Below are 15,648 nucleotides of genomic sequence, written 5' to 3'. Positions count from 1 at the left end.
GATGATCCGCATCCTCGTCTTCCTCGCCGTCATCTTTGCGCTCGGACTCGGCTTCGCCTGGCTGGCCGACCGGCCGGGTGAAATGCTCGTCACCTTCAACGGCTATCAATACCAGGTCAGCCTGATGGTTGCGGCGGTGGCGGTCGTTGCCGTCGTTGCCGCGGTGATGATCGTCTGGTGGCTGGTCAAGGCGCTGTGGAACAGCCCCTATACGATCTCGCGCTATTTCCGCGTGCGTCGCCGCGACCGCGGCTATCAGGCGCTGTCGACCGGCATGATCGCTGCCGGCGCCGGTGACGGCGCGCTCGCCCGCAAGAAGACCAAGGAAGCGGCAAAGCTCATCCGCTTTGACCAGGAGCCGCTGATCCATTTGCTGGACGCGCAGGCCTCGCTGCTCGAGGGCGACCATGAGGGCGCCCGCGAAAAGTTCGAGACCATGCTCGACGATCCCGAAATGCGGCTGCTCGGCCTGCGCGGGCTTTACCTCGAGGCCGAGCGGCTCGGCGACCGCAACGCAGCCCGACACTATGCCGGCCGTGCCGCGGCGGTGGCGCCGCAGCTGGCCTGGGCGGCCGAATCGACGCTGGAAGACCTGACCGTACGCGGCGACTGGGATGGCGCGCTGAAACTGATCGACGCGCAGAAATCGACGCGGCAGATCGAGCGCGACGCCGCCAACCAGCGCCGCGCCGTGCTGCTCACCGCCAAGGCGCAGGCGCTGATCGCCAGCGATGCCAATGCCGCTCGCACGGCGGCCCTCGAAGCCAACCGGCTGCGGCCGGATTTCGCGCCGGCGGCGGTCGTCGCGGCGACTTTGCTGTTTCGGCAGAACGACGTGCGCAAGGGCTCGAAGATCCTCGAGGCGGCGTGGAAGGCCGAGCCGCACCCGGAGATCGCCGAGCTCTACACCCATGCCAGGCCGGGCGATGCCGTGCTCGACCGGCTGAACCGGGCAAAGAAGCTGCAGGAACTGAAGAAGAACCATGCCGAGTCCTCGCTGGCGGTGGCGCGCGCCGCGCTCGATGCGCAGGATTTTTCAACCGCCCGCCAGGAGGCCGAAGCCGCCATCCGCATGGATCGCCGCGAAGGCGCCTATCTGCTGCTGGCCGATATCGAGGAGGCCGAGACCGGCGACCAGGGCAAGGTGCGGCAGTCGCTGTCGAAGGCGGTAAGAGCGCCGCGCGACCCGGCCTGGGTCGCCGACGGCGTCGTCTCCGAACGCTGGGCTCCGGTATCACCGGTCACCGGCAGGCTCGATGCATTCGAATGGCGGGCGCCGATGGAGCGGCTCGGCCAGTTGATCGACAGCCATGAGGACAGTCCGGAGGCCCCGGTGCCGGCCATCGCGGCGTCAGCCAAGCCGGCAGAGGAAAAAACCGAGGTGATCGAGCAGGGGGCTGTCGCAGCCGAGACGCCGGCGACCGAAGCGAAGACGGAAAATCGCACCGGCGAGGCTCATGTGACAGCGGTCACCGCGGCGGCTTTTGCCGCGGTGCCGGACGATGCCGAAGCCGTCGAGCCGGCGCAGGAACTGGCGCGGCTGCCCGACGACCCCGGCGTCGATCCCGACGACGCGGCGGATAAATCGACGCGCCGGTTTCGTTTGTTCTGACCCGGGTCGAGTTGACCCGGGCTTATTGGGAATGATTTGATGTTCGATCGCGTTTTGTCGTTTCTAAGGGATCTGCCATCCGGTGGCGACGCCAGCGCCAGCGCCGACGATCCGCGCATTGCCGCGTCCGCCCTTCTCTTTCATGTCATGAACGCCGACGGTGTGCGTCAGGATTCCGAATGGGAGCGGTTCAAGGCGGTGCTGGCGGAGAGCTATTCGATCAGCGGCGACGAACTCGACGCATTGGCGGCAGCGGGTGAGCGGGCCGACAATGAGGCGATCGACCTCTACGCCTTCACCAGCGTGCTCAAGCGCCATCTCGACGCCGAGGCCCGAAAAGCCTTCATCGGCCTGATGTGGGAAATCGTCTATGCCGATGGCGAGCTGCACGAGCTCGAGGACAACACCGTGTGGCGGGTCGCCGAACTGATCGGCGTCGAACGCCGCGACCGTGTCGAGGCACGCCTCAAGGCGGCCGCGGCGGCTCCAGGTGCTGCCGGAACGTCAAGCGACGAATAGCCAGGATCCAGCCTTCCAATGCCGCCCAAGCCAAGCTCGAGACCAAAGATCCTGATCGTGCTGCATCAGGAGCATTCGAGCCCTGGGCGGGTCGGCCATATGCTTATCGAAGAAGGCTTCGATCTCGACATCCGCCGCCCGCCGCTCGGCGAGGCCTTGCCGCAGACACTGGACGGCCATGCCGGCGCCGTGGTGTTCGGCGGGCCGATGAGCGCCAATGACGGCGACGAGTTCGTCCGCCGCGAGACCGACTGGCTCAAAATTCCGCTCAACGAGAACCGGCCGTTGCTTGGCATCTGCCTTGGCGCGCAAATGCTGGTTAAGCACCTTGGCGGCAAGGTCGAGGGTCATGGCGAGGGCTTGGTCGAGATCGGCTGGTATCCGCTGAAGGCGACCGAAGAGGGCAATAGGCTGATGCATTGGCCGGAGATGGTCTATCAGTTTCACCGCGAGGGCTTTTCGCTGCCGAAAGACGCGACGCTATTGGCGACGGCTGAAACCTATCCCAACCAGGCCTTCCGCTATGGCGACAATGCCTGGGGCATTCAGTTCCATGGCGAATTGACCCGGGCGATGATGCAGCGCTGGGTGGTGCGCGGCGCGCACCGCTTCGAATTGCCCGGCGCGCAGCCCGGCCGCGACCATCTCGGCGGCCGGCTGATCTGGGACATGCACCTGAAGCGCTGGCTCGGCGAATTCCTGGAGACGATCTTTGGCAAGCCCGCGCTGTCCTAGTCTAACTGGCACATGCGGGGCGCGCTCTTCTGGTAACCATTGCGACGAATGTTTCGAAGAGTTCGTCCTGCGCCTGCGCGGCCGTGATTTCTGCGGTCGCGGCGGCATAGGACAGGGCTTCGGCTGCGCCGAGCATCGCCCATAAGGCCCGCTGAAGCGACAGCACCAGCTCCGGCGCCGCGCGCGCCATCGGCGGCAACCTCTTCAAGGCATCCTCGCGAGGCGCCGAGGCAGCATGACCGCGTAGCGCACCGGGCCGCACATACTGCGTTGTCTCGTAAACTCCTGGCTATCGGAGTTCGCGGGCCCCGTGCCTGGATCAGTGTGTCGCCTGAAGCGCCTACAACTCCTGCTGGTTCCACCGCAGCAGGATGTTGTTGACGTCAATGTCAGACCGACAGCCCGTTCTGCTTTCGCAGGCTCTTGTCGAATGCGGATGCGGGGACCAAACGGCGCAGGAAACTGACCTGGCGCGCAATTTTCCCGCCGCATAGCGCCTCCTCGGAACGGATTCGGTCGCTGCTTTCAAGACCGTCCCGGCCACAATTTCGGGAGCATCACCTGTCTCCATCGCTTTCCGCAGGGTCGCATTCATGCCAGAGCGCGCAGAGTCATAGATTTCAAGCAAATGGTCCGGCCTGGCGAGATTTTCTTCAAAGGACGTTCGGGTATAGGCGGGCTCGACCAACACGACGCGAATTCCGAAAGGGCGCAGTTCGTGGTCGAGCGATTCGGAATAACCCTCGATGGCATGTTTGGTCGACGCATAGAGCGCAGAGTAGGGAGCTGGGATTAACCCCAGCACCGAACTCAAATTGACGATTCTGCCCTTCCCTTGACGGCGCATTGTCGGCAGGACCGCGTTGGTCACGCGGAGAACGCCGAAGACGTTCACGTCGAACAGCGCTTGAGCCTGGACGGTCGAGGACTCCTCTGCGCCTCCAAGCAGGCCGACGCCGGCATTGTTGACAAGCAGGTCGATACGCCCGGCTTCGGCCAACACGTCATCGACCAGTTTCGCAACGGACGCGTCATCGGTGACGTCGCAGGTCAGCATGGTAACGCCGTCGGATCGTTCGGCGACAGCGCGACGGCTGGTTCCGAACACGCGAAAGCCCGCGTTCTGCAGGGCCTTGGCCGTTGCGTGCCCGATGCCGGTGGATGCCGCCGTCACCAGGGCGACGCCAAGATTGGTCTTATTCATGGAAATCACTTCTTTCTTTGTGCTGGATTGCCAGCTGCAGGCGTGCGCACAAATGGAGATGTGGCGCCCGCCCCGGCGATCCGATGAGGGGCATTACTCGGCAATGGTCCTAGTTCGCTGGTTGGACACCGATCCCACCTCGGTGACGGTGAGCTTGTCGCCGGAGCGCGAAATTTCGAGGCTTTGCTCAGGTTCGCCCAATTTCCGTGGCACGGATATCGTAGCCGACTGCCCTTCGGCGAGAGTGGCCGAGAAGCGCACCGGAACCCCGGTCTCTCCTTCCGCTATCGTTGCGATTACCCGATAGCCGTCATTTTCGTCGGCGTAGTGTAAGACGCCGCGAAAACCGCCGAGATGGATACTCTCCCCGGCCAGGGCCGACAGCTCATCGGCATGCAACGGGGACGCGGCCAGGAAGAATGCCGCCACACCACCGATGATGTTGATCATCGCGACGCTCCGTTTGGATGTTGCCGATCTCGGCTGGCCTGCGGCGACATGATGCGCCGATTGCACGCGCTGACGGTTAAGTTCTGGATGGGGGGCGCCTAGGTTGGTCCTGTCCATGGAAGTCACTCCTTTCTTTGTGCTGGATTGCATTTCAAAAAGATGTTACTATCATTTCGATATCAAGTCACTATCAAAATGATACGAACATGAAAAATCTTTCCGATGCCTCTTGCCCGATCGCCCGCGGCCTCACCTGCGTCGGCGATGCGTGGAGCATGTTGATCCTTCGCGACGCGAGCCTGGGCCTCACGCGCTTTGACGAATTCCGGAGAAGTCTGGGCATCGCCCCCACCATTCTGACCCGGCGGCTGGCGACGCTGACGGAGGAGGGACTTCTGGAAAAGCGGCGCTACTCGGAGCGGCCTCCGCGCGATGAGTACGTGCTGACGGCCGCCGGACGCGATTTCTTGCCGGTGCTCGTCTTAGTGGGTGCGTGGGGACGCCAATACCGTGGCGAAGGCAGGTTGGCGCGATACGTCGACGCAGAGACAGGAGAAGAAATCGAGCCGGTGGCCGTGGATGCTGTCACAGGGGCAAAGATCGGCACCCGCCCGATTCGCGTTGCAACACCTGAATAGCATCCGTTCGCATTGATGAGAGCTGAGACGTGGCTAGAACGGGGTCATTCGGAATTCGCGGGCCTGTACCCCGGATCAGTGCACTCTGGATCAGTTTCGTCCCTTGAGATGGCGCACCTTGCGTAGTTGCGGAAACAGCACCGCCCACAGGCCGGCGACGGCGATCGCCCCGATGCCGCCGATGACCACGGCCGGAACCGTGCCGATCAGAGCCGCCATGGTGCCGGCGCGGAATTCGCCGAGCTCGTTGGAGGCGCCGACAAACACCTGGTTGACTGCGTTGACGCGGCCGCGAACCTTGTCCGGCGTCCACAGCTGGATCAGCGTCTCGCGGATATAGACGCTGAACATGTCGGTGGCACCGAGCAAGGCGAGGGCTGCGATCGATAGCCAAGTGATGGTCGAGAGGCCGAACAAGACCGTGAACGCGCCGAACAGCGCGACGAAGCCGAGCATGACAAGGCCGGCATGGTTGCGGATCGGGTGCCCGGCCAGCCAGATGGCGACGCAGATGGCGCCGACGCCCGGCGCCGAGCGCAACAGACCAAGCCCCCAGGGACCGAGTTCGAGGATATCGCGCGCATAGACCGGCAGCAGCGCCGAGGCGCCGGACAAGAGCACCGCGAACAAATCGAGCGAAATCGCGCCGAGCACGATCTTTTCGCTCCAGATGTAGCCGAAGCCGGCGAACAGGGTCTGCACCGTCGGCCTGTCGGTTTGGCTGCGCTGGGCAGGCTTCGGGATCGTGAAGATCAGCACGGCGGCAATAAGCATCAGCACGGCCGCGGTAACGTAGGCGGCTTCGGCCGAAAGCCCGTAGAGAAGGCCGCCGGCGACCGGCCCGACGATGGTTGCCGTCTGCCAGGCGGACGAGTTCCAGGCGATGGCGTTGGCGAAATCCTCGGGCGGCACCAGATTGGCGAACAGCGATGAGGAGGCCGGCCCGAAGAAGGCGCGCGCGATGCCGAACATGGCGAGCACGATGAAGACCGGCATCGGCCCGGCGAGGCCGCGCAGCGTCAACAGCAGGAGAGCCAAGGCGCAGGCCGCCTCGACCAGCACCGCCAGCGCCATGATCAGACGGCGTCCGAAGCGGTCGGCAACGTCGCCGGTGACCAGCACCAGCAGCAGCGAAGGCAGGAACTGGACAATGCCGACGAGGCCGAGGTCGAACGGGTCGCGGGTGAGGTCGTAGATCTGCCAGCCGACGGCGACCGACACGATCTGGGTGGAGAACGTGGAAAGGAAGCGCGCCGCCCAGTAGCTCAGGAATGGCCGGTGGCGAAAGGCGGCATAACGCTGATCGGACGGTACTTGGGATTCTGTGGTCATGGATTAGGCCCCGTGGCAGCGTATCGGCCGGCGGGGCACTTCCACGATGGGCGCTGGTCCGGCCAAGAGAGCCTTAGCGCAGTTCGGCGCAGGGCGCGCGCAAAAATCCGGCCTGGATCAAACAATTTCCGCTCCGCCGGGCGTTGCCGCCGGCGGAGCGACCGAACCTGATCCGAATGCTTTAGGCCGGGGCCTTGGCTTTCCTGGGCCTGCCCTTGACGGGCGCGGGCGGGGCGGCCTTGCGGCCGAGACCGATTGCCTTGGCCAGCTGCGAACGCGAGGCGGCGTAGTTGGGGGCGACCATCGGGTAGTCGGCCGGCAGGCCCCACTTGGCGCGATAGGCGTCGGGCGTCAGCCCGAAATGAACGCCGATATGGCGCTTCAAGGACTTGAACTTCTTGCCGTCCTCGAGACAGACGATGTAGTCCGGCGTCACTGATTTCTTGGGGTTGACCGCGGGGATCAGCGGTGCTGCAACCGGGACCGCCGGTTGCCCCAGCCCGCCTATGGAAGCGCTGACGCTGGCGATGAGATCGCCGAGGCCGGAAGCCGGCAAGCGGTTCTTCTCGACGTATGCGGACACGATATGGGCGGTCAGCTCGAGCAGGTCGATGTCTTTGCGAGCGTTGTTGCTGTCGTCGGTCAATCTATTTCTCCGTCCGTGGGGGTCGCAGAAATTCCTAGTCGGCAAATCTGCGCAATGCAATGACGGCGCACCACGTCACACATTATTTTGAATAATAATACTAACGGCAGCGCGGGATTAACAACCCTGAGCCGGTGCTCGATAATATCAGACAATCAGCAATATCAAATAATCAGGGATTTGTCGCGCCACAGTCGAAATCCGCCTTCGAAGGCGCGTGTGTTGTCGCCGCGTCTGCAATCGGCGGGCAGCTCAGCGAGTTCATCGACATTGCCGCCGCCGATGACCACGTAATCCGGCTGCATGGCGGCGCGAAGCCGATCGACGACGTCGAAGACGTATTTGCGCCATTTCTTCTTGCCGCGCTTTTGCAGGCCGCGTTCGCCGACATAGTCTTCGAAACTGCCGCGCTTCTTGTAGGGAAGATGGGCAAGCTCCATCGGCTGGGCGACGTTATCGACGATCATCGCGGCACCCAGGCCGGTGCCGAGGCCAAGGAACAGCATGCGGCCGCCTTCATAACTGCCGACGGCCTGCATCAGCGCATCGTTGACGACCTTCACCGGCTTGCCGAACTCAGCGGCGAAATCGCAGCCGACCCAGCCCTTGCCGAGATTGGCGGGTTCGGTAAGCGGCCGGTTGTGGTGCACCGGACCCGGATAGCCCATCGAGACGACATCGTATTGCAGTCCTTCGGCCAGCGTCTTCACCGCTGCGATCATCTGCTGCGGCGTAAGCCCCGGACCGGAATCGGTCCGGCGCTCCTCGCCGCCGGCGCTGGTGCGGATCTTGACGTGCGAGCCGCCGATATCGATCGCCAGCACGATCTTTTCGGCGTCCGGTTCCGATCGCTTTACCGATTTGGCCATCGCTTTCGCCTCCCAGAAATCATTTCGACGGATTGATCCAGCCGTTCGGCGGCCCGAATCCAGCCATGGCTTGGGTCGGTCCCCACGTCTTTGGCGCGTAGACAGGCGGCGGCGTGGCATCGCCGAGCACCGGACCGACGATGCGCCAGGCGAGCTCGCTGGCGTCCTGGCGGGTGAACAGCTGGCCGTTGCCGTTCATGGCGTCACCGATCAACCGCTCGTAAGGCGGCATGTCGCCCTTGCTGTCGTCCAATGCGGTGAGCTCGACCTGCTCGCCGACCATGTCGTCGCCGGCGGCCTTGCGCTGGGCGCCGATCGAGATCGCCACCTGCGGGTCAATGCGGAAGCACACGTAATTGGCGTCGCCGGGCTTGATCGGATCGAAGACGTCGAGCGGCGGCCGCTTCAGCCGCACGATGACCTCGGTGGCGTGCACCGGCAGGGATTTGCCGGCGCGGATGAAGAACGGCACATCCTGCCAGCGCCAGGTGTCGACGAAAAAGCGCACCGCGGCGAAGGTCTCGACCGGCGAGTTCGGCGCCACGCCTGGCTCGCTGAGATAGCCGTCGAACTGGCCGCGCACGACATCGTCCTTGGTCAGCGTCCGGATCGCCCGCAGCACCTGAACCTTCTCGTCGATCAGATCGTCGGCCGAGCGGCCGACCGGCGGCTCCATGGCGAGCAGCAAGAGGATGTTCAAGAGATGATTTTCGATGACGTCGCGGATGCAGCCGACCTCGTCGTAGAAGCGGCCGCGGCCCTCGACGCCGAAATCCTCGGCCATGGTGATCTGCACGCTTTCGACGAAGTTGCGGTTCCAGATCGGCTCGAGGAAGGAATTGGCGAAGCGGAAATAGAGCAGGTTCTGGATCGCCTCCTTGCCGAGATAGTGGTCGATGCGGAAGATCGACTTTTCGTCGAAGACGAGATGCAGGACGCGGTTCAGCCAGCGCGCCGATTGCAGATCGTGGCCGAACGGCTTTTCCACCATCAGGCGTGCGCCCTGGGCGGCGCCCGACTGCTCCAGCCCCTGGACGACGACCTCGAACATCGCCGGCGGCACCGCCAGATAGTGCAGCGGCCGCTGCGCGCTGCCCAGCGCGGTCTTCAGCTTCTCGAAGGTCGCCGGGTCGCGGTAGTCGCCGCTGACATAGCGCAGCAGCGAAGCAAGCTTGGCGAAGATCTTGTCGTCGATGCTGCCGATGGCGTTGACGATGCCGTCGCGGGCGCGCGCCTGCAGCTTGCCGAGATCCCAAGGATCGAAGGCGACGCCGATCACCGGCTCGTTCAGCGTTCCCTTGGCCACCATGGTGTAGAGGGCGGGGAAGATCTTCTTGTGGGCGAGATCGCCGGTGGCGCCGAAAAGCACCAGCGTATCGGACCGTTCCGGACTCATGAGCGTGCCTTCCCCGTCACGATCCGGCCTTCGGTTTTTCGACATGACCGCCAAAGGCATAGCGCATGGCGGACAGAAGCTTGTCGGCGAATTCGGATTCGCCTTGCGAGGAGAACCTGTCGAACAGCGCCGACGACAGCACCGGCGCCGGAACGCCGGTGTCGATCGCCGCCTTCAGCGTCCAGCGGCCTTCGCCGGAATCCGACACCCGCCCGCCGAACTGGGTCAGCGCCGAATCGGCCTTCAGCACACCGGCCGTCAAATCGAGCAGCCAGGAGCCGATGACGCTGCCATGCCGCCAGACCTCGGCCACCTGGGCGATGTCGACGTCGAACTGGTAGTATTGCGGGTTTTCCAGCGGGCTGGTTTCGGCGTCGGCGGTGCGCTGCCGCTTGCCGGCATTCGCCGACTTCAAGATGTTCATGCCCTCGGCATAGGCGGCCATGACGCCATATTCGATGCCGTTATGGACCATCTTGATGAAATGGCCGGCGCCGCTCGGCCCGCAGTGGAGATAGCCGAAAGGCGCGGTTCCGGCGTCCTTGGCGGGGACGGGCGAAGCGGCGTCGGCGCCCGGCGCCAGCGTTGCGAAGATCGGATCGAGATGCCGGACCGCGCTGTCGGGGCCGCCGATCATCAGGCAATAGCCGCGCTCGAGGCCCCAGACGCCGCCGCTGGTGCCGACATCGACATAGCTCAGGCCTTTCAATGCCAGGCGCGCGGCGTGATCGACCGCCTCGTGATAATAGGAATTGCCGCCGTCGATGATGATGTCGCCCGACTCCATCAGGGCGGCCACCTGGTCGACGATCCGGCCGGTGATCGCCGCCGGCAGCATCAGCCAGGCGCTGCGCGGTTTCGCCAGCTTGCCGACGAACTCCTCCATCGAGGCGGCTCCAATCGCGCCGGCGGTCACAAGCGCGGCGACGCTCGCCGGGTTGATGTCGTAGACGACGCATTCGTGGCCATCGCGCAGCAGGCGCCGAACCATGTTGGCGCCCATCCTGCCCAGTCCCATCATTCCTATCTGCATGGTCTCGTCCTGCCTTACTTGAGGGATCGATGATCTAGTGGCTGTCCGGTATCGCCGATGCCGACAGAAAAGTCAGCATTCTCCCAACGGCCGGCATCGGACCAGAAGAATGTGAAGACAATGCTATTGCCCGGAGCGGCGTCGGCAACCGGCAACTCCGCGAGATGGATGCCGAAAACGTTCGCGGCGGTCTCGCTGTCATGGGCGGTTGCCCAATTGTCGCCGCTCCAATGGATCACCGCCCGGGCCAGAAGTTCGATGCGCAGCTCCTTGCAGGCGGGGATGGTACGGATCTTGTGGTTGAAACGCCATGCCCTGAGGCGCGACACCGTCCTGCCCTCGATGTAGCGCTTGACGCCCTGCGGCGGCATGTCGAACACGGTGCCGTCGCGCAGCGAACGCAGCAGCTTGATGTGCTCGGAATGGGCCCAGACCAGCGGCTTGGCACTGCCGGAGGGGCCGCCACGCCGCAATTCGCGCTCCGGCATGTCGAGACCATCCCAGATTTGCTCCGGCAGCAGGCCGCCCGGCCCGGCAGAGTTCTCGAACGTCTTGAGCAGGCTTGCCGCTTTGTCCCTGCGCCCCGCCGCCAGCTCGTAATGGGCGCGCTCGCCGACCAGCAGCGGCCAGGGCCGACCCTGGCCGGTGCCGTCGAAGGGTGCGCCGTCGGCGTGTTCGCCATAGCCGTCGCCGTTGTAGCGGTACCAGAGCGGCCCCTGCGGCAGTTCGCAGCGCAATTGCGCGTCGATGACCTTGAGCGTGTCGAGGATGCGCGGATCGTCGGCCGCCCGCAGGCCAAAGCGGACCAGCGCCAGCGCATCCGGGCTGACGATCGCTTCGGCCGGCCGGTCCGTGTCGCCGGGCGGCCGGTTCTTGATCGGCACAAAGCCGCCCTTCGGCGATGCCGCGCCGGCCGTGTCCGGCGGCGCGATGCGGACATAGTAGCCTTCGACGCCGGCTTCGTCGCATGACGAGCTGCCGGCGACGTAGGTCCAGCGCTCGATCTGATCGTTCCAGATATCGGCGGTTTCGCGCAGATAGTTTGCCGGCTCTGTTTTGCCGGCGGCATCGAACATGTCCGCAGCCGCGAGCAACGCGGCGATCTCGACGGCAAGCGTGAACGGGCTGTAGCCGGCGTCTTCCTCCCAGCGGTCCTCGCCGGTGACGGGGCCGTTGCGCACGACATAGGCGGCCGCGCGCTCGATCATCGGCATGAACGAGGAGAGTACCGCAGGCGGCAAATGCCCGGCGCGGCGCAGCGCGTCGGCGAGCAGCAGCGGGAAGGCGCATTCGTCCATCTGGATGCCCGGCCAATAGGCCGACCCGTCGAGCCAGGCGTTCTGCGGCCAATGGCCGTCCGGCTGCTGGATCGAGCGCAGATAGACAAGGATGCGCAAGGCTTCGGCCGGGTCGCCGGCGGCGAGGAACCCGCCGGCCGTTTCGACCAGATCGCGCGGCCAGACCAGGTGATAGCCGCCGAGATCGTCGTCGCCCTTGCTGAAGCCCCACGGGATCGACAGGCTGGCGACGGCTGCTCCGGCGGACGACCGGTGTGTCGCCAGAACCGCCGTGCTGAGGCGGTAGTTGTTGAGGCCGGATGCCGCGTGCCGGTCCAGCGGCAGCAATCCGGCCTGCCATTGGCGCCATTTCTCGGCGTAGGATCTGGCCGCGGGCTCAAAACCTTGCTTCAGGCTGGCGAAAGCAGTTTCCGCCGCCTCTTGCGGCGTCGTTCCAAAACCGAGTGCCAGCAAGGCCCTGGGGTTCGCGTTCGAAAAACCAATCTCGCCGGTCAGCGCGACATTGCCGTCCTCGGCCCTGCGGCAGGCCGGATCGAGCTGGCCGTGCTGACGAAGCTGCTGCCAGCCATCGGAGGCGCCGACATAACCGGCCGAGCATGCTTTCCACGGCAGCGACGAGGCCAGCGCCAGGCAGACGCCGCGTCCCGATGCAAACAGGACAGGATTCCGGTCATGGTCATCGATCCAGGCGGTATTGCCCATGCCGGCGTTGACGAGGTGCGGCGCCAGCAGCGCGTAGACGCCGTAGTCGGCGGCCGCGCCTTTGAGCGACGTGAACGTGATCTCCTGCAGCAAGGCGGGACGTTCCGGATCGGTCAGGATTCGCTTTTCGATCCGGTAGGTTCCATCGGCCGCGGTGTTGATCAACCGGTAAGCAGGCACCCCGTCCTCGAGCGGTTCGATGCTGTGCTCGGCGTCGCGCTTTTCTTCGGAGAAATAGCCGTCGGGTCCGGTGACGATCAGCCCCAGATCGCGGGTGCAGGCGCTGTCGAGGCGCGGATAGTAGATCTCGTTGAGGATACCGTGGCTGATGGTGAACCAGATCGGGCAGGCCGGCGAAAGCGCGGTGCCGACGCCGCTCTTGGCGCTTGACGTCCAGCGCGCCGGAATGCCGGGTGCGCCCGGGGCAAGGTTCGCAGCCATTCAATCGGTCTCCAGTGCCATCCCTAGACCAGGAGCCGAACCCGTTTCAATGATTGCACCGCAAGTTGATCGTCAAACCGTCACCGATCACTGTTGACAAGTGTCCGCATCTAAAATTGTCTGACAAAATTGCAGCGAGGGCTGCCGTCAGCAGCCGACAACGACGACTAACCTATGGGAGGACTATGACATGAAGAAGCTACTCGTCTTGAGTGCCCTTGCGGCGATGCTCGCCTCGGGCACCGCGCTTGCCGATACCAGCGGCAAGAAGATCGCCTTCTCCAACAATTACGCCGGCAATTCGTGGCGGCAGGCGATGCTCGACAGTTACGGCATCGTCACCAAGAAGGCAGTCGCCGACAAGGTGGTCGGTGCCGCCGACGTCTTCACGACGGCCGACAAGGAAGTGCCGACCCAGGCAGCCCAAGTGCAGAACCTGATCCTGCAGGGCTATGATGCGATCGTCATCAACGCGGCGTCTCCGGATGCCCTCAACGGCGCCATCAAGCAGGCCTGCGACGCCGGCATCGTCGTCGTGTCCTTCGACGGCATCGTCACCGAACCCTGCGCCTACCGCGTCGTCGTCGACTTCAAGGACATGGGCAAGCAGGAAGTCGAGCAGATGGCCAAGTTCCAGCCCAAGGGCGGCAATCTCCTGGAAATCCGCGGCTTGGCCGGCACCTCGATCGACGATGCAATCCATGCCGGCATCCTCGAAGGCGTCGCTGCCCATCCCGAGTTCAAAATCGTCGGCTCGGTGACCGGCGACTGGGACCAGACAACGGCACAGAAGGCGGTCGCGACGATCCTGCCGTCGCTGCCGGATGTGATCGGCGTCGTCGACCAGGGCGGTGACGGCTATGGCGCGGCGCAGGCCTTCGCCGCCGCCGGCAAGCCGCGTCCGACCATCATCATGGGCAATCGCCAGGATGAATTGCAGTGGTGGAAGGAGCAGAAGGAAAAGGACGGCTATCAGACCTGGTCGGCTTCGATTGCGCCGGGAGTATCGTCGCTGGCCTTCTGGGTGGCGCAGCAGGTGCTCGACGGCCGCACCGACATCCCGCACGACCTCCTGGTGCCGTACCTTGCCTTCACCCAGGACGATTTCGAGGCCGCGCTGCCGAAAATCCCCAAGGGTGGCGTCGCCAGCCACGAATACACGCAGGAAGACGCCATCGCGGCGATCAAGGCCAACATCAAGTGAGCATGGCACGATTGTCGCCGGCACGGCCAACCGGGTATCGTTGAGGGATGCCCGAGGCCAATGCAGACATCATCAGGCTGGACGGCGCCGAAAAACATTTCGGCGCCGCCAATATGGACATCATCAGACTGGGCGGAGCCGAAAAACATTTCGGCGCCGTCCGGGCGCTCGCCGGTGTCGATTTCAGCGTTCGGGCGGGAGAATGCGTCGGTCTCGTCGGCCATAATGGTGCCGGAAAATCGACGCTCATGCATATGGTGGCGGGCACGCTCACCCCCGATGGCGGGCAGATCGCGGTCCGCGGCCGCGTCGAGGCAAGTTATTCCGTGTCGCGCGCGCAGCAGCTCGGCATACGCTGCGTGTTCCAGGAACTGTCGCTCTGCCCGAACCTCAGCGTCGCCGAGAACACGCGGATCAACCACGCGTCGCTGCAGGGCTTCGGCTGGCGGCGCAACGCGGCCGATCTCATCGCCGCCAAGCTCGACGAGATCTTCCCCGGCCACAGCATCTCGGCATCCGACATCGTCCGTGATCTCGCCATCACCAGCCGGCAGATGGTGGAGGTGGCGCGCGCCTTCACAGTCACGCAGGAGCCGCTCGAACTGGTCATCCTCGACGAGCCGACATCCTCGCTCGACGCGCATACCGCCGGCCAGCTGCTGGCTTTCGTCCGCCGCTTCGTCGCCGCCGGCAAGAGCTGCATCCTGATCTCGCATGTGCTGGGCGAAGTGCTCGGAAATGCCGACCGCATCGTGGTGATGCGCGACGGCAAGGTCGTCGCCGCCGGGCAGGCCGATGCCTTCGACCGCGACAGGCTGGTAACGGCGATGGGCGGGGCGGCGGCGCGCGAGAAGGCCGCGGCCGAGATTGCGACCGGCAAGCCGCAGCGCGGTCCGCTGCGGGTCCGGGCGCGTCCGGCGCGACAGCAGGACGGCAACGAGCTTGTCGCCCGTGCCGGTGAGATCATCGGCCTTGCCGGACTTGCCGGGCATGGGCAGACCGATCTTTTGCTGGCGATCTTTGCCGCGGCTTCCCGCGCCAAAACCGGCATCGAGGTCACCGCGCCGGTGGCGCTGGTTGCCGGCGACCGCCAGTCGGACGGTATTTTTCCGCAATGGTCGATCGCCGAGAACATCGGCATCCGTTCGCTGGCGCGATTGCGCAACGGCCTGCTGATCTCGCCGCAGCGCGAAGCCGAGCTCGCCGAACGGTGGCAGAGGAAGATCGGCATCCGCACGCCCGATATGAACAATAACATCTTCTCGCTGTCCGGCGGCAACCAGCAGAAGGCGCTGTTCGCGCGGGCGCTTGGCTCCGATGCCAAGATCGTGCTGATGGACGATCCGATGCGCGGCGTCGATATCGGCACCAAGCTCGAAGTCTACGACCTCGTGCGCGAAGAGGCTCGCCATGGCCGCACTTTCCTCTGGTACACCACCGAAACCGAAGAGCTCGACAATTGCGACCACATCTATGTGTTCAAGAACGGCCGGATCGTCGCCAACCTTCGTCGCGACGAACTGACGGAGGAAAAGATCATCCAGTCCTCGTTCGGCGACGCGGCGTAAG

Annotated in this window: 14 protein-coding genes and 1 pseudogene; 6 read left to right on the top strand and 9 right to left on the bottom strand. The window is 64.6% G+C overall.

All coding sequences use genetic code 11. From position 1 onward, the window contains the following. Position 1 precedes the first annotated feature (1 nt). From NKJ94_RS03855 to NKJ94_RS03845, 3 genes are read left to right on the top strand one after another with little or no spacing between them, the layout of a single operon-like run. On the top strand, positions 2-1,612 hold the full coding sequence (locus NKJ94_RS03855) for a heme biosynthesis protein HemY (RefSeq protein ID WP_352523051.1): 1,611 nt from the start codon (positions 2-4) through the stop codon (positions 1,610-1,612). Positions 1,613-1,651: 39 nt separating this feature from the next. Next, positions 1,652-2,131, top strand: coding sequence for a tellurite resistance TerB family protein (locus NKJ94_RS03850; protein WP_352523050.1), 480 nt, complete (start codon positions 1,652-1,654; stop codon positions 2,129-2,131). An 18-nt stretch (positions 2,132-2,149) separates the two neighbouring features. Then, positions 2,150-2,866 carry a glutamine amidotransferase gene (locus NKJ94_RS03845; RefSeq protein WP_352523049.1) on the top strand — a complete coding sequence of 239 codons (717 nt, stop codon included), beginning with the start codon at positions 2,150-2,152 and terminating at the stop codon, positions 2,864-2,866. A gap of 1 nt (position 2,867) precedes the next feature. On the opposite strand, the gene NKJ94_RS03840 is transcribed toward NKJ94_RS03845, so the two are convergent. The 3 genes and pseudogenes from NKJ94_RS03840 to NKJ94_RS03830 all read right to left on the bottom strand — a co-directional run bounded on the left by NKJ94_RS03840 (position 2,868) and on the right by NKJ94_RS03830 (position 4,520). Continuing rightward, on the bottom strand, positions 2,868-3,056 hold the full coding sequence (locus NKJ94_RS03840; protein WP_352523077.1) for a hypothetical protein: 189 nt from the start codon (positions 3,054-3,056) through the stop codon (positions 2,868-2,870). A 199-nt stretch (positions 3,057-3,255) separates the two neighbouring features. Continuing rightward, positions 3,256-4,070 (bottom strand): annotated as a pseudogene (locus NKJ94_RS03835) (oxidoreductase). A 93-nt stretch (positions 4,071-4,163) separates the two neighbouring features. After that, the gene (locus tag NKJ94_RS03830; RefSeq protein ID WP_352523048.1) at positions 4,164-4,520 is read right to left on the bottom strand and encodes a hypothetical protein; all 357 of its coding nucleotides are present in this window, start codon (positions 4,518-4,520) and stop codon (positions 4,164-4,166) included. Positions 4,521-4,726: 206 nt separating this feature from the next. On the opposite strand from NKJ94_RS03830, the gene NKJ94_RS03825 reads away from it, so the two are divergent. Beyond that, the gene (locus tag NKJ94_RS03825; protein WP_352523047.1) at positions 4,727-5,158 is read left to right on the top strand and encodes a winged helix-turn-helix transcriptional regulator; all 432 of its coding nucleotides are present in this window, start codon (positions 4,727-4,729) and stop codon (positions 5,156-5,158) included. A 90-nt stretch (positions 5,159-5,248) separates the two neighbouring features. On the opposite strand, the gene NKJ94_RS03820 is transcribed toward NKJ94_RS03825, so the two are convergent. From NKJ94_RS03820 to NKJ94_RS03795, 6 genes are all read right to left on the bottom strand, one after another. Beyond that, on the bottom strand, positions 5,249-6,490 hold the full coding sequence (locus tag NKJ94_RS03820) for an MFS transporter (RefSeq protein WP_352523046.1): 1,242 nt from the start codon (positions 6,488-6,490) through the stop codon (positions 5,249-5,251). Positions 6,491-6,671: 181 nt separating this feature from the next. After that, positions 6,672-7,136, bottom strand: a complete 465-nt coding sequence (locus tag NKJ94_RS03815; protein WP_352523045.1) for a Ros/MucR family transcriptional regulator — start codon at positions 7,134-7,136, stop codon at positions 6,672-6,674. Positions 7,137-7,300: 164 nt separating this feature from the next. Beyond that, positions 7,301-8,005, bottom strand: a complete 705-nt coding sequence (locus tag NKJ94_RS03810; RefSeq protein WP_352523044.1) for an ROK family protein — start codon at positions 8,003-8,005, stop codon at positions 7,301-7,303. Positions 8,006-8,024: 19 nt separating this feature from the next. Further along, complete coding sequence (zwf, locus tag NKJ94_RS03805; RefSeq protein ID WP_352523043.1) at positions 8,025-9,401, bottom strand: glucose-6-phosphate dehydrogenase; 1,377 nt, start codon at positions 9,399-9,401, stop codon at positions 8,025-8,027. 16 nt (positions 9,402-9,417) lie between these two features. Further along, entirely contained in the window at positions 9,418-10,434 is a 1,017-nt protein-coding gene (gene gnd, locus NKJ94_RS03800) for a phosphogluconate dehydrogenase (NAD(+)-dependent, decarboxylating) (RefSeq protein ID WP_352523042.1), read from the bottom strand. Positions 10,435-10,448: 14 nt separating this feature from the next. Next, positions 10,449-12,875 carry a glucan 1,4-alpha-glucosidase gene (locus NKJ94_RS03795; protein WP_352523041.1) on the bottom strand — a complete coding sequence of 809 codons (2,427 nt, stop codon included), beginning with the start codon at positions 12,873-12,875 and terminating at the stop codon, positions 10,449-10,451. Positions 12,876-13,065: 190 nt separating this feature from the next. Between NKJ94_RS03795 and NKJ94_RS03790 the strand changes: the two genes are divergently transcribed. Beyond that, a complete protein-coding gene (locus tag NKJ94_RS03790; protein WP_352523040.1) occupies positions 13,066-14,079 on the top strand; it encodes an ABC transporter substrate-binding protein in 1,014 nt (337 codons plus the stop codon). Between the two features lie 47 nt (positions 14,080-14,126). Next, positions 14,127-15,647 carry a sugar ABC transporter ATP-binding protein gene (locus NKJ94_RS03785; RefSeq protein ID WP_352523039.1) on the top strand — a complete coding sequence of 507 codons (1,521 nt, stop codon included), beginning with the start codon at positions 14,127-14,129 and terminating at the stop codon, positions 15,645-15,647. Position 15,648 lies beyond the last annotated feature (1 nt).

It is taken from the genome of Mesorhizobium sp. M0060 (assembly GCF_040323155.1).
Taxonomy (GTDB): Bacteria; Pseudomonadota; Alphaproteobacteria; order Rhizobiales; family Rhizobiaceae; genus Mesorhizobium.
Note: the sequence above shows the minus strand (reverse complement) of the source record. Positions and strands in the feature narration are given on the sequence as shown.